The following is a 13,216-nucleotide window of genomic DNA, read 5'->3' as shown; positions in this document are numbered from 1 at the left end:
GCGAATGGACCACGAAAAGGTCAACATCCTGCTCGTCGACGACCAGCCCGCCAAGCTGCTCGCCTATGAGGTAATATTGAAGGATCTCGGCGAGAACCTCGTGATCGCCTCGTCCGGACGCGAGGCGCTCGAGGTTCTGCTCAAGACCGAGATCGCGGTGATCCTGGTCGACGTCTGCATGCCCGAGCTCGACGGTTTCGAGCTCGCCGCGATGATCCGCGAGCATCCGCGCTTCCAGAAGACCGCGATGATCTTCATCTCGGCCATTCAGGTGAGCGACATCGATCGGTTGCGCGGCTACGAGATGGGCGCGGTCGACTACGTTCCGGTGCCTGTCGTGCCGGAGGTTCTGCGCGCCAAGATCAAGGTGTTCTCCGAACTCTACCGCAAGACCCGCGAGCTCGAACGGCTGAACCAGGAGCTCGAGGACCGCGTTCGCGCCCGCACCGCCGAGCTGGAAAACTCCACCGCCAAGCTGCGCGAAAGCGAGCAGCGGCGCAGCATGGCCATCGCCGCCGGCAAGATGGGCTCCTGGGATTGGGACTGGATCACCGGCGACTGGATGTGGGACGAGGGGCAGTATCGCATCTTTGGCGTCGGCCCGGAGATCTTCGAAGTCAATCCGGCCAACGTTCAGGCACTGCTGCATCCCGATGACGTCGATCAGCTGCGCAAGGCGATCGCCGAATTCAACAGCGGCACGCGCGCCTATGAGACCGAGTTCCGTATCGTGCGGCCCGACGGTGAGGTGCGCTGGTGCGTCGGCACGGCGGCCGCAACCATCGACGCTAGCGGCCGCGTGGTGCGGGTGAGCGGCGTCACGGTGGACATCACCGAACGCAAGCGCGCCGAAGAGCGGCAGAATCTCCTCGCGCGGGAAGTCGATCATCGCGCCAAGAATGCGCTGGCGCTGGCGCAGTCGATCGTGCGCCTCACCCGGGCCGACGGGGTCAAGGCCTATGTCAATGCCGTCGAGGGACGCATCAATGCCCTCGCGCGCGTGCACACCATCCTGTCGCTGTCGAGCTGGCAGGGCGCCGAGCTCTCCAAGCTGATCGACGAGGAGCTTGCACCCTATTCGCTGGGCGGCCAGATCAGGTTGGCAGGCCCCGAAGTTCAGTTGCTGCCGGCGACCGCGCAGACGCTGGCGCTCGCTCTGCACGAGCTTTTCACCAACTCGGCCAAGTATGGCGCGCTTTCGACGCGATCCGGGCGGCTCATGATCGCCTGGCACGCCGAGGACGACCGCCTCACGCTGACCTGGGAGGAATCCGGCGGCCCGCTGGTCAGGACGCCGAAATCCCGCGGCTTCGGAACGCGCAGCCTGCTCGCGAGCGTCGAGTCCCAGCTCGGCGGGCGGGCGCAATTCGATTGGCGCGCCGAGGGCCTGTTGTGTCGCCTGGAGGTGCCGTTGACACGCAAGCCGGCGGCGACGACGGCACCCGGCAAAGTCGATGCCGCGGCCGAGTTGCAGCGCGCGTCCGGTTAGTGCGCGCTGCGATCAGGATGAATTGTCATCTCGCATTAGCTCATCGTCTAAGCTCGGAAAACCGCTGCGCCGTTTTCCGGATCATGCTCTAGCCTGACGCTGCGCGCGTCATGCGTGGCTCTGTCCGCGGGTCTCGCGCGACGCGTCCTTCGAGCCAGGCTTCCGTTCGGGCGAGATCGCGCAACGCCTTCGCATAGCGGCGAGCCGCGCTTCGTTCGGCCCCGCGCGGGAGCTTGCGCGCCTTGCGCAGGATGTCCGCGGCCGCGTTGCGATAGGCCAGCGAGCGGTACAGAAAGACTACCTTGCCCATATCGTATGTCCTGTGTTGATGGGCTCATCATCGCAAGTCCGGCATGAACGCCGGATGAAGCCGACGATGACGATTCCTTTATCCGAATGGAACCAGTGAACGGGGCGCGCGTTTGCATGCCAGATCGGGACTTTGTTCCATGCGCGCGAAAAAGTCGTCGGACCTGATCTCTCCCACCGGCCTCATCAAGCTGATGACACACGCGATGATGGGCGCTGCCCTTGGCCTCGCCTTCGGCCTCGCACTGGTTCTGTTCAATCCAGCCGTCGCCAATCTGCTGAGTCATGGCGGAAGCCAGGCCACGATCGTCTTCGTGCTCACCCTGGTGGCGACCTTTGCGATCGGCGCGACGCTTACGGGCGTCGTGTTCATCCTGGAAGAGAACAAGCAATCTTGAAGCGCGCGTGACCTTAGGAAGGAGCTTTTGTGGGGAACTCCCGCGACCAACGGCAGTTGGGCGCCTGCGTCAATTTAACTCAGGGAGTTCCCGCGCATGAAGACTGTCAAGCTCGCCGTCGCCATCATGCTGGCAACCGGCCTCGCCGCCGCCCCCTTCGCCGCGCAGGCGAAGTCGCACAAGGCAAAACATGGATCCTCGATGTCATCATCGCAGACCACGGGCGCCAACACCAAGACATCCAAGGGCGCCGATCCCTCCGGTCAAGGCGGCTCCGGTCCCGGTTCCGATCAGGGCGGCACGATCACCAACAACAAGGGCGGCATGAACGCCAAGTGAGTTCGCTGCCCGGCGATTCCAGAGTCCCGCGTTCGGCGCGGGACTCTTCGCTTGATTCAGTCTGCGCGCCACATGGTCGGCGCGCTGACCAGCGCATCGCGACCGGTCCGCTTCAACGCCTCCAGCGAGTGGTGATTGCCGCGCAGGGCTTCGCGCAGTTTCGCGGCAACACGCCGGCGCGTCATCGCGTCGGATGAAGGAACGTTGACGCAGACCTCGTCGAGCACCGCCCGCAGCAGGGCGGCCAGTTCGCCGTCCGACGGGATTGCCGATCTCCAGCACGTCGCTTGCGCGCACGCCTTAGCTGCGTCGGATGTCAGTGATGTTGAGGCAGCTCGCCGCAAGCGTCGCTTTCGCGAGCTGCTCGAGTTGCGCACGCTTGCGTGAGATCAGGAGTTGGGCCGTAGCATCATCGAGACCCTCGCGCTGCAATTGCCGGATCGCGGAGCCCAATTCGAGAATCTCGGCGCGCAATTTCAGGATCCGGTAATCGCCCGGGTCTTCCTCCATCGCGCGGCCCCCAATGTCTCAGCGGCGTGCCAATGCGCCCGCCGGCCTGTCGGCCTTCTTCACGAAGCGAAGACGCATCCGGTCGCGGACATCAGGCAAGACATCGCTGCCTCCGGCCGCCTTCCATTGCTCGATGAGCAGATTGATCTTCCGCCGAAGATTGATCTGAGCCAGAGCTTGGTCGGTGCAGTCGCAATCGCGGTTGACGAGATCGCGCACCGACGCCTCGACATCGGCCATCTCCAGCCTCAAGGCGCTGATTTTACGTCGAATTTCATTAATTCTGTTGTCCATGGCTTGTTAGAACAAAATAAGAACATATAGTCAAGTCGCGATTTCAGGACGGGAGCAGCGAGATGCAGGTTCAGGCAAAATACAACGCCAGGGTTTTCCTGAGCGAGCAGATGACCCGGGCGCAGGGATTGAGATTGAAGCGGCTGAGCGAAGAGACGTATCAGCCGGCGCAATATGCGCGGGATCTGTCCTTCGCCGAGGCGGCGCGGCGCATCCAGGTGCTGGAAGCGGAGATCGAGCTGGCAAATTCGTTCTAGATTGCCGCCACCTCCGGGCCGTTGCACCCGTGCTTTCGGAACCATGCCTGTATCGAACGGTTCTTCCCCCGCCAAGGGAGAGCAGGCATGGCACGCAAGGCAAAGAAGCGCCGCTACTCACGCAGCTCGGGCAGCGATGTCGAAAGCGAGATGCGGCGCTACAAGAAAGGTACCGCGAAGAGCGGACGTGGCGGGCGCGGCGGACGCGTGAAGAGCCGCAAGCAGGCGATTGCAATCGGACTGTCGAAGGCCCGCAAGAAAGGCAAGAAGGTCCCGAAGAAGGCGTCGAAGCGGAAGGCGTCCAAGAAGAAGACAGCCAAGAAATCTTCCAAGACGACATCGAAGCGCAAATCCGCCAAGCGCTCGCGCTGACCTCGGTCAGATCATGCTGCCCGGCATGAAGCAGCGGATCGAAATCCCGAACGCAGTCTTCACCGGCCACACCATGGTGCGACCGGCGCGGTTCGGCTCGGTGATGACGGCTTCGTCCGGCACGTCGATCCACTGCCCGTCCAGCCGGACACGGTAGTGCCCGTCATGCGACTCCCAATCGGGATCGGCGACAGCAAATCCGTCCGCATCCGAGCAGCACGGGCCGAGATGGCTGCGCAGGCTGTCGAACCACGGCTTGAGGGGCGAGTTGGCATAGCGGCCGTCGTCGCGCCCAAGGGCGCTTCCAGTCGGCAGCGCGAACGACGCCACGAGGAGCGCCATCATCAGCGAGAGCTTCAATCGATCCATGTCGGCACCGATCAAATGCGAACCACCGGCCAGCTTCACAAAGCGGCGGGAAGGTTCGAAGTTCCACGCTTGCAACCTGACTCCGCGGCTGCGTTGCCGCCGAGCACATGTTGTCCGGAACTGTGATCAGTGAACACGGCTTTTTCGGACGAAACCGGGTCGCCCTTGCTGCCGTTAACGAGAATGTTATCGACGCACTGGAAATCTCGAAAGCGAACAGGAAAGGCGGCCCGAGGGCCGCCTTTGGGATTTGCGCCAATCGAGGTTGGCCTTACGCGAGTGGCACCGCAACGAAGCGGGTCGCATCCGCGTTTTTGACCTGCAACAGCACGCTGCGCTTGCCGGACGATTTGGCCTGCGCCAGCTCCGAGCGGACCTCGCCGACATTGCTGACGGCCTTGCCGCCGACATTGAGGATGACGTCGCCGGTCTGGATGCCGCGCTGAGCCGCCGGCCCTTCCGGATCGACCTCGGTGACGACGACGCCCTTCTGACCGGCACCCTGAACCTCGCCAGCCGGCGCCAGACCGAGTCCGAGACGCGGCGTGCCGGTGTCCGGCTGCACCTTGTCGTTATCCCGACCTTTTCCCTTAGCCTGCCGTTCGTTCGACAGCTCGCCGAGCGCCAGCGTCACCGTCTTGCTCTCGCCCTTGTGGAAGACATCGAGCTTGACCGAGCTGCCCGGCGGCAAGGTGGCGATGGTACGGGCGAGATCGCGGGAATCCTTGATCGCGGTGCCGTTGACTGCGGTGATGACGTCGCCTGCCTCGATGCCGGCCTTCGCCGCCGGGCTATCGGCTTGCGGATTGTCAACGATCGCGCCGCGTGCCTCCTTCAGACCGAGGCTGTCGGCGATATCAGACGTCACCGGCTGCACCTGCACGCCCAGCCAGCCGCGGGTGACCGCGCCCTTGTCCTTCAACTGCGCCACCACGAGCTTTGCGGTCGTGGCCGGAATATCGAAGCCGATGCCGACCGAGCCGCCGGAGGGCGAGAAGATCGCGGTGTTCACGCCGATCACGTTGCCGTTCATGTCGAAAGCCGGACCGCCGGAATTGCCCTTGTTGATCGGCGCGTCGATCTGGATGAAGTCGTCATAGGGACCATTGCCGATGTCGCGGCCGCTGGCCGAGACGATACCCGCGGTCACGGTGCCGCCGAGCCCGAACGGATTGCCGACGGCGACGACCCAATCGCCGATCCGCGGCTTCTGGTCGGAGAACTTGACGAACGGAAAATCCTTCTTGCCGTCGACCTTGATCAGCGCGAGATCGGTCTTCGGATCGGTGCCGACGACCTTTGCCTTGTAGGTCGTGCCGTCGTCCATGGTCACCTGCACGGATTCGGCGTGATCGACCACGTGGTTGTTGGTGACGGCGTAGCCGTCGGCGGAGATGAAGAAGCCCGAGCCCTCACCCGTGATCACCTGGTGACGCTGACGCGGCATGCCGTTCATGCCACCCGGGAAGCGGAAGCCGAACTGTCGCGAGAACTGGTCGAACGGCGAATCTTCGTCCGAATCCATCCGGTTCTGCTGCAGCATCGCGCTCTTGTCGTTGTCCCGGTCGATTTTGACCCGCACCGAGATGACGGCGGGTTTGACCCTGGCCACGAGATCGCCGAAGCCCGGCGGGGTCCCGGCCGTCTCGGCGGCCTGGGCCGGCGCGACGAAGGAGGTCATGCCGAATGGCGAGGCGCCGGGAGCAGCTACCAGCACGGCCACGCCAAGCGCGGCCACCGTGCCGAGCAGCGCCAGCCGGCGCGGCCTCAGGATCTTGCGGGAGGTGGGGGTGTCGAAATTGACGGGATCGTTCATGTCGAAATGTCCATGTTGAGCAGGTGTCGCCTTGCACGCAACATGGGCGTTGCCACCTTACGACGTCCCGTCCAGGCGATTAAATCTTGGCAAAGATTGGCGGGCAGCGCCGCGGCAAGTTCGTCGCCAAGCATTGATGCAGCTCAACGCGGGTCTTTCGTGCAGTGAAAAACTGGCATCACCGAACGGTGTTCATCGGAGAGGCGCCATGTACAAGGATATTCTGGTCCACATCCCGACCGAACGTCCGATGCGTTCTGCAGTCGACGGCTCGGTTTCGCTCGCCGCACATCTCAACGCGCATCTCGACGCGGTCGCGGTCGGCTATGTCGCAACCAGTGCGGCCTACGTCATGGAGGGCGGTGGCGCCGCGGCGGCCGTTTTCGAGCTGGAGCGCGAGCGCGCCATGGAGAGGGCCGAGGCTGCGCTCGCCGTCTTCAGAAGCGAAGCGGTACGCGCAGGCATCCGCCACGCATGCCACCCGCTTGGCTCAATCCCGATCGATGCAGCCGGCACGCTCGGCGAAATGGCACGACTGCACGATCTCAGCATCGTGCTCCAGCCCAATCCGACGCAACGCTCGTTCGACAACGACATGCCCGGCGAGATCCTGTTCCAGGCGGGCGGTCCGGTGCTGTTCCTGCCCTATACTTTCAGCGGGGCATTCAAGGCGAACCGGATCGGCATCTGCTGGGACGGCAGCCGTCTTGCTGCCCGCGCGATGCGTGACGCAGCCCCGTTGCTGGCGCGTGCGCAGGAGATCGTGATCATTACGATCAACGAAACCGATGCGTCCCGTGGCGAAGCTTCAGCGTCCCATCTGGCCAGACATCTCGGCCGGCGCGGGCTCTCGACCCGCACGGCCAGCCTGTCAGCCGCCCGGGCCGACATCCAGCCCACCATCCTGTCGCTGGCTGCCGATGAGAGCCTCAACCTCCTGGTCATGGGCGGCTACGGACATTCCCGATTGCAGGAGCGATTTCTCGGCGGGGTCACCCGCGCCATGCTGGAAGCCATGACGGTTCCGACGCTGATGACGCATTGAGCGACATGATCGGCGGACCGATCAAACGCCCTTGTCGTTCGGATTGGCGACCGCGTCCTTGAGCGGCGCCGGCATCGGAAAGTTCAGGTTCACATTCTTGGGCGGAACGGGTTTTGTGAACCATTTCGCATAGAGCTCCGCAAACTCGCCGCTCTTCATCATCGCAACCAGCGTCTTGTCGACCAGTGCCTTGAATTCCGGATCGCCCTTGCGAATGATCAGCCCGTAAGGCTCGGTGCGCAGGCTATCGTCGATGATCCGCCAGTTGTCCGGCATCGGACTGCCCGCGATGAGCCCCGCGAGCAGGATGTCGTCCATGACGAAGGCCTCGCTTCGGCCGGTCGTGAGTGCGAGGAACGACGCGGCGTGGTCCGGTGACAGCACCTGCTTGACCTCAAACTTCTTCTCTTGGCTGCGTGCCAGCAGCAGGCCAATCGACGTCGAGCCGGTGGTCAGCGCGACCGGCTTGTCTCGGAGATCCTCGAAGGTCTTGATTGGCGCATCCTTCCGGACCACCGCACGAATGCTCGAAACGAAAATCGTGTTGCTGAAGGCCACCACCTTCTGACGTTCCAGCGTGTTGGTAGCGGGGCCGCAAACGATATCGATGGTCCCGTTCTCGATCAGCGGAATCTGCGTGCTGAGCTGGATCGGTTGCAGTTTGGTCTGAAGCGCCGGGAGCTTCAGCTCCTCCTTCACTGCGTCGACGATGCGCGCGCAGAGGTCCATCGCGAAGCCAACCGGCTTCTGGTTGCCGTCGAGATAGGAGAACGGGACCGAAACATCGCGATGCCCAAGGCGAATCTCGCCGACCTCCTTGATCTTGGCCAGCGTCCCGCCCGGCGTTTGAGCCTCCGCTGGCGCGACGATCGCAGCCAAAACCATCAGCGAAAACAACGACCCTTTCATGCTCCTACTCCCGCAATGGATACAATCACTCGATATTTTATACGCCCCGTTGCATAATCTACAAAGTGATTTTATACAATCTGACCTGGACCAGCTGCGACGGGATGCCCGTATGAAATCGGAAGCCGCGACAAAACAACGGAGTGGCGGCAGTCACGGCTCCGCACCTGACGCCGTGCGCGAGGCGCTGCGGCGTGCAATCAGCGCGGGCGAACTGGCGCCCGGCCTTCAGCTCCGGCAGGACGAGCTTGCCGAAAAGTTCGGCACCAGCCGCATCCCGGTCAGGGAAGCCTTGCGGCAGCTTGAGGCCGAAGGCTTCGTGACGTTCCTGCCCAATCGGGGAGCGGTCGTCTCCGATCTCTCCATCGACGAAGTCGTGGAATTGCTTGAGATCCGCATTGCGCTCGAATGCCACGCATTGCGCCTTGCCATCCCCGCGATGAGCGACATCGATCACGACGACGCAACAAAGATTCTGCGCTCCTACGACGATGAGCCTGATCCGGAAAAATGGGGCGCGTTCAACTGGCGCTTCCACAAGGCGCTCTACGTGCCCTGCAATCGCCCTCGCTTGCTTGCGATGATCGAGGCCAATTACGGCCATGTGAGCCGCTTCACGCGCGCGCTCGTGTCGCGGGCAACTGGAAAGGATCGGCCGCAACGCGAGCATTACCAACTGCTCGAATATTGCCGCGACGGCGAAGTCGAGAAGGCCGTGCGCCTGTTGCGCGAGCACATCGTGCAGACGCAGAAGACGCTGCGATCGGCACAACGTCATGCGTCGCGGGACAAGACCGACTGATCGGGAAACCGATCACGCCATCGAGTTGAGGAGACTATTCTTGAAGACGAACGATGTCGAAATCCTGGTGATCGGCGCGGGCATGGCGGGCCTTGCCACAGCCTATTACCTCGCCGTCGAGCACAAGCGCTCGCGCCTCCTGATCGTGGACGAAGGTCAACCGATGGCGCTGACGTCGGCGCAGTCCGGCGAGAACTATCGCAACTGGTGGCCGCATCCGACGATGGCGGCGTTTACTGACCACAGCACGGACCTGATGGAGGACATCGCGCGCCGTACCGATAACCGCATCCACATGACGCGGCGCGGCTATCTGCTCGTGACGCGCGATGAAAGGCCGGACGAGCTTCTCCGTCAATTGGACGCCGGCTACGGCGCCTCGTCCGCAAAACTGATCCGCCAGCACGAGGGAACGAGCCGGACCTATTCGCCACCTCTGTCGGCGGACTGGCAGACCGCGCCGGATGGCGTCGATGTGCTGCTTGGTCGCGATCTGATCCACCGGCATTATCCGGCGTTCGACGACACCATCGCGACCGCGCTTCACATCCGCCGGGCCGGCGATATCAGCGGTCAGCAGCTCGGCCAGTACATGCTGGAGACGATGCGTCCGCTGGGCGTGCAGTTTCAGCAGGCCGGTGTGGTCGGCATCGCAAAGGCCGATCGGTTCCAGGTGGACGTCATCGCCGACGGCGTTCGCCAGACCATCAAGACGGATGTCATCGTCAATGCGGCGGGGCCCTTCGCCTCGCATATCTCGGCGATGCATGGCGAGAAGCTACCGATCCACAATGTCCTTCAGCAGAAGATCGCCTTCGTCGATCGCAATCGCGCCGTCGATCGCAAGATGCCGTTTGCGATTGATCTCGACGGCCAGACGCTCGCCTGGACACCCGAGGAACGCGAGGCGCTGGCAGCTGCGCCCGAGTTGGCCCGGTTGCTGGCGCCCATGCCCGGCAGCATTCACTGCCGCCCCGACGGCGGCGATCACGGTCAGTGGATCAAGCTTGGCTGGGCGTTCAATTCCGAACCGTCCGAACCCACCCGCGAGCCAGAACTCAATCCGTATTTCCCGGAAATCGTGTTGCGCGCCGCCAGCCGCCTCCAGCCCGCGCTCGGGCAATATCTCGGCGCCCTGCCCCGCGACCGGATCCATTACGGCGGCTTTTATCCAATGACGATGGAAAACTGGCCGTTGATCGGCGCGGCCAGGACGCCGGGCGTGTTCCTGACAGCTGCGCTGTCCGGTTATGGAACGATGTCAGCCGGCGCGGCCGGAGATCTCTGCGCGCGGGCCGTGGTGGGTGCTCCCTCACCGCCCTTTGCAAGTGTTCTCTCGCTCGCACGTTACGAGAACAAGGTGCTGATGGACGAACTCAATAGCGCCGAAAGCCGCGGCCTGCTCTGATCATCCAGGAGCTTCACGTCCTTACGCCGCGGCAGGTCTCTTCCATGCCACGGCTTCATCGCCGTGCTCGTCGCTTTTTGCGTTGCACGCATCAAAGTGCGCCTTGAGCTCGACTTCCGCGAGATATTCGAAATGTTCGGCCTGGCCGAGGAGCTGCCAGTTCTGGAGGGGGCGGTAGGCGGCCTGCTGGCGACAGAGGGACGCCAGCGCGCGGTAGCGACGTACGTTCTCCATGAGACCCTCCCTCGCATTCACTCGGCTTATTGCTCAGATTTGCGTCAGGGCGATGGCGGCCATGCAAAAGTTTTGTTGCGCCCACCGCGCTTCCACCCTTGTCAATTCTAGGAAATGCCGAGCGAAGCCAAAGTTCCAGTCGAGGCGGAATTACGCTCCGAATTATCGTGCGCTGCCGAGGCTAGGCGTAGAGGCGACGCTCGACGGTCACGCCGACGCGGTCGAGATAGCGCTCGATCAGATCCGGCCGGCCGACCAGGTCACCTTGCATCTCCTCGCAGGCCTCCCGCGCCAGGAAGCCACGCTGCGCCTCCGTCTCAACATCCTCGGCGATGACTGGAATCTTCAGGGCATGTGCAAGGCTCAGGACCGCGGGGCCTGAAAAACCTGATAACTCTTATCGCGCTAATTCCGTAGATCCCCGGGGAAATTGCCGCGCCTTGGGACAGCCTGCGCGTCGATCTTCGGATGCTCGCGCCTCCCGTAGTCTACCGGGCACGGCCTCCGTCGCTGACGCGCATCCGCTGCGCAGAACTGTCCTGCAGTTTGGGAACCCTGCCGGCCTCTGCGGCAGTGCGAATGGCTGCAATATTGGCCGCGTATTCCGCGGCGCTCTTGCCGCGAAACACCGCGGAACCCGCCACGAGCGTATCGGCACCCGCTGCGGCCACGGCAGCGGCGTTGTCACGTGTGATACCGCCATCGACCTCGAGCCGGATCGGTCGGCCGCCGATCATGTTTTTGATCCGTGCGATCTTCTCCAACTGGGATTCGAGAAAAGACTGGCCGCCGAAGCCGGGGTTGACCGTCATCACCAGCACGAGATCGAGACGATCGAGCACATATTCGATCGCGCTCTCCGGCGTCGCGGGGCACAGGCTGACGCCCGCCTTCTTGCCGAGCACGCGGATCGCCTGGAGCGAGCGGTCCAGATGCGGGCCGGCTTCCGCATGCACCGTGATGACGTCGGCCCCGGCCTTCGCAAACGCCTCGAGATAGGGATCGACAGGAGCGATCATCAGATGCACGTCGAAGATCTTCTTCGTCGTCGGCCGGATCGCCTTGATGACATCGGCACCAAAACTGATGTTCGGCACGAAATGCCCGTCCATGACGTCGCAATGGATCCAGTCGGCACCGGCGGCGTCGATGGCCGCGACCTCCTCCCCGAGGCGCGCGAAATCCGCGGCCAGGATCGAGGGAGCGATGATGATCTCGCCGGTCATGGCTTTGCACTCCGCGCGTCGGCACCGCCGCTGAAGACCCGGCTCGCCAGGACGTCCATGGGATCGATGGTCTCGAGGTCGGGGATCTCGAGCATGCGGTCGAGATCGGACACCAGGCGATCGGCCTGCCGCAAGCGGATGCGGTCGACGGCGTTGCGGATCGAGCGCGCGTTGGAGAAGAACGGCTGGGTCCGGCGCAGTTCGATGTACTTCTCGAACGCCTCGCGCGCCGCCGCCGAGAAGCGATATCCGCGCTCCTTCAGCATCAGCTCGGCGATGACGAGCAGCTCGGCTTCGGCATAGTCCGGGAATTCGATGTGGTGCGCGATACGCGAGCGGAAGCCGGGATTGGAGGCGAAGAAGCTCGTCATGCGCTCGCCATAGCCGGCGAGGATCACGACCAGATCCTCGCGCTGGTTCTCCATCACCTGGAGCAGGATCTCGATCGCCTCCTGGCCGTAGTCGCGCTCGTTGTCGGGGCGATGGAGATAATAAGCCTCGTCGATGAACAGCACGCCGCCCATCGCCTTCTTCAATATCTCCTTGGTCTTCGGGGCGGTGTGGCCGATATACTGACCGACCAGATCGTCGCGCGTCACCGAGATCACCTGCCCGCGACGCACGAAGCCGAGGCCGTGCAGGATTTTTGCCATGCGCAGCGCGACAGTCGTCTTGCCGGTGCCGGGATTGCCGGTGAACGACATGTGCAGCGTCGGCGGCGCAGCGGCGAGGCCTGCTCGCTGGCGGATGCGCTCGATCAGCAACAGCGAGGCGATCTGGCGTACCCGGCTCTTGACCGGCTTCAGTCCGATCAGCTCCTGCTCCAGCTGTTGAAGCGTCCCGGTAATCCCTGCCGCTTCGGCCTCCTTGCGAAGATCGAATTGGGTCTCGCCGGGTTCGGTCGTGGTTGCATGGGGGACATCCAGCATGGCTACCCTCGAAGAAAAGAGCTTCGCCGCGGGGAGCGGCGAAGCAGTGGTCCGCCAAGGAAGCGGAGCAGGGAGTGCTCCGCGCGGAGGAGAACGGTTAGTGAGAGGCGTGCGCGGCCGGCTTGCGCACGGTGGTGTAGCGGATCGCGCGGCCGCCGACCTCCTGCCGCACCAGTTCGAACTCGGCCTCCTGCGGCGGCCGGTTGACGAGGAAGGAGATGCGCACGGATTCCCAGCCATGGTTGGAATCGAAGCCGCTGATACGGATGTAGCGGTCGCCGTACACCCTGCGGCACTCGGCGAGCTCCATCATCACGCCGGCGGCATCCTGGAGATCGAACATCGGCAGGCCCCACATCTCCCAATAGGTGCTGCGGGGATGCGGATCGTCGGTGAACTCGATGTTCACCGCCCAGCCATTGGCGAGGCAGTATTGCACCTGCTTATAGATCTGGTCGTCGGTGAGATCAGGCAGGAACGAGAAGCAGCCCTGGGTCAGTTTCATGTCAA

At 63.4% G+C, this 13,216-nt stretch carries 19 protein-coding genes; 8 read left to right on the top strand and 11 right to left on the bottom strand.

The genetic code is table 11. The features are described 5' to 3' along the window. Positions 1–4 precede the first annotated feature (4 nt). The gene (locus tag HAP40_RS10825) at positions 5–1,489 is read left to right on the top strand and encodes an HWE histidine kinase domain-containing protein (protein WP_166817814.1); all 1,485 of its coding nucleotides are present in this window, start codon (positions 5–7) and stop codon (positions 1,487–1,489) included. 88 nt (positions 1,490–1,577) lie between these two features. Here the strand turns inward: HAP40_RS10825 and HAP40_RS10820 are convergent, their stop codons facing one another. Further along, positions 1,578–1,799, bottom strand: coding sequence for a hypothetical protein (locus HAP40_RS10820; protein WP_166817815.1), 222 nt, complete (start codon positions 1,797–1,799; stop codon positions 1,578–1,580). Positions 1,800–1,938: 139 nt separating this feature from the next. On the opposite strand from HAP40_RS10820, the gene HAP40_RS10815 reads away from it, so the two are divergent. Further along, a complete protein-coding gene (locus tag HAP40_RS10815; protein ID WP_166817816.1) occupies positions 1,939–2,196 on the top strand; it encodes a hypothetical protein in 258 nt (85 codons plus the stop codon). A 96-nt stretch (positions 2,197–2,292) separates the two neighbouring features. Continuing rightward, positions 2,293–2,535 carry a hypothetical protein gene (locus HAP40_RS10810; RefSeq protein WP_166817817.1) on the top strand — a complete coding sequence of 81 codons (243 nt, stop codon included), beginning with the start codon at positions 2,293–2,295 and terminating at the stop codon, positions 2,533–2,535. A gap of 56 nt (positions 2,536–2,591) precedes the next feature. On the opposite strand, the gene HAP40_RS10805 is transcribed toward HAP40_RS10810, so the two are convergent. From HAP40_RS10805 to HAP40_RS10795, 3 genes are all read right to left on the bottom strand, one after another. Further along, complete coding sequence (locus tag HAP40_RS10805; protein WP_246741128.1) at positions 2,592–2,762, bottom strand: hypothetical protein; 171 nt, start codon at positions 2,760–2,762, stop codon at positions 2,592–2,594. 73 nt (positions 2,763–2,835) lie between these two features. After that, positions 2,836–3,045 carry a hypothetical protein gene (locus tag HAP40_RS10800; protein WP_166817818.1) on the bottom strand — a complete coding sequence of 70 codons (210 nt, stop codon included), beginning with the start codon at positions 3,043–3,045 and terminating at the stop codon, positions 2,836–2,838. Between the two features lie 18 nt (positions 3,046–3,063). Next, positions 3,064–3,285 carry a hypothetical protein gene (locus tag HAP40_RS10795; RefSeq protein WP_166817819.1) on the bottom strand — a complete coding sequence of 74 codons (222 nt, stop codon included), beginning with the start codon at positions 3,283–3,285 and terminating at the stop codon, positions 3,064–3,066. Positions 3,286–3,401: 116 nt separating this feature from the next. Here HAP40_RS10795 and HAP40_RS10790 point away from each other — a divergent pair, with 116 nt between their 5' ends. Both HAP40_RS10790 and HAP40_RS10785 read left to right on the top strand, forming a co-directional pair. Continuing rightward, positions 3,402–3,596 carry a DUF3072 domain-containing protein gene (locus tag HAP40_RS10790; protein WP_166817820.1) on the top strand — a complete coding sequence of 65 codons (195 nt, stop codon included), beginning with the start codon at positions 3,402–3,404 and terminating at the stop codon, positions 3,594–3,596. An 87-nt stretch (positions 3,597–3,683) separates the two neighbouring features. Then, a complete protein-coding gene (locus HAP40_RS10785) occupies positions 3,684–3,968 on the top strand; it encodes a DUF6496 domain-containing protein (protein ID WP_166817821.1) in 285 nt (94 codons plus the stop codon). Positions 3,969–3,974: 6 nt separating this feature from the next. On the opposite strand, the gene HAP40_RS10780 is transcribed toward HAP40_RS10785, so the two are convergent. Continuing rightward, positions 3,975–4,337 (bottom strand): hypothetical protein, encoded by a 363-nt coding sequence (locus HAP40_RS10780; protein WP_166817822.1) that lies wholly within the window; start codon positions 4,335–4,337, stop codon positions 3,975–3,977. Between the two features lie 271 nt (positions 4,338–4,608). Beyond that, on the bottom strand, positions 4,609–6,153 hold the full coding sequence (locus HAP40_RS10775; protein ID WP_166817823.1) for a Do family serine endopeptidase: 1,545 nt from the start codon (positions 6,151–6,153) through the stop codon (positions 4,609–4,611). 208 nt (positions 6,154–6,361) lie between these two features. On the opposite strand from HAP40_RS10775, the gene HAP40_RS10770 reads away from it, so the two are divergent. Beyond that, positions 6,362–7,198, top strand: a complete 837-nt coding sequence (locus HAP40_RS10770) for a universal stress protein (RefSeq protein WP_166817824.1) — start codon at positions 6,362–6,364, stop codon at positions 7,196–7,198. Between the two features lie 21 nt (positions 7,199–7,219). On the opposite strand, the gene HAP40_RS10765 is transcribed toward HAP40_RS10770, so the two are convergent. After that, positions 7,220–8,107 carry a transporter substrate-binding domain-containing protein gene (locus HAP40_RS10765; RefSeq protein WP_166817825.1) on the bottom strand — a complete coding sequence of 296 codons (888 nt, stop codon included), beginning with the start codon at positions 8,105–8,107 and terminating at the stop codon, positions 7,220–7,222. On the opposite strand from HAP40_RS10765, the gene HAP40_RS10760 reads away from it, so the two are divergent. Together HAP40_RS10760 and HAP40_RS10755 are read left to right on the top strand one after the other, a co-directional pair. Then, positions 8,106–8,909: a GntR family transcriptional regulator gene (locus HAP40_RS10760; RefSeq protein WP_246741129.1), complete on the top strand. Its 804-nt coding sequence runs from the start codon at positions 8,106–8,108 to the stop codon at positions 8,907–8,909. The genes HAP40_RS10765 and HAP40_RS10760 overlap by 2 nt on opposite strands. A 40-nt stretch (positions 8,910–8,949) precedes the next feature. After that, complete coding sequence (locus HAP40_RS10755; protein WP_166817826.1) at positions 8,950–10,317, top strand: NAD(P)/FAD-dependent oxidoreductase; 1,368 nt, start codon at positions 8,950–8,952, stop codon at positions 10,315–10,317. A 21-nt stretch (positions 10,318–10,338) separates the two neighbouring features. On the opposite strand, the gene HAP40_RS10750 is transcribed toward HAP40_RS10755, so the two are convergent. The 4 genes from HAP40_RS10750 to HAP40_RS10730 form a co-directional block, all read right to left on the bottom strand. Beyond that, a complete protein-coding gene (locus HAP40_RS10750) occupies positions 10,339–10,551 on the bottom strand; it encodes a hypothetical protein (protein WP_166817827.1) in 213 nt (70 codons plus the stop codon). A 488-nt stretch (positions 10,552–11,039) separates the two neighbouring features. Further along, the gene (gene rpe, locus HAP40_RS10740; protein WP_166817828.1) at positions 11,040–11,777 is read right to left on the bottom strand and encodes a ribulose-phosphate 3-epimerase; all 738 of its coding nucleotides are present in this window, start codon (positions 11,775–11,777) and stop codon (positions 11,040–11,042) included. Next, positions 11,774–12,706: a CbbX protein gene (gene cbbX / locus HAP40_RS10735; protein ID WP_166817829.1), complete on the bottom strand. Its 933-nt coding sequence runs from the start codon at positions 12,704–12,706 to the stop codon at positions 11,774–11,776. The genes rpe and cbbX overlap by 4 nt, the downstream gene beginning before the upstream one ends. 97 nt (positions 12,707–12,803) lie before the next feature. Further along, complete coding sequence (locus HAP40_RS10730; protein WP_166817830.1) at positions 12,804–13,211, bottom strand: ribulose bisphosphate carboxylase small subunit; 408 nt, start codon at positions 13,209–13,211, stop codon at positions 12,804–12,806. Positions 13,212–13,216: the final 5 nt, after the last annotated feature.

Source organism: Bradyrhizobium sp. 1(2017) (assembly GCF_011602485.2).
Taxonomy (GTDB): domain Bacteria; phylum Pseudomonadota; class Alphaproteobacteria; order Rhizobiales; family Xanthobacteraceae; genus Bradyrhizobium.
Note: the sequence above shows the minus strand (reverse complement) of the source record. Positions and strands in the feature narration are given on the sequence as shown.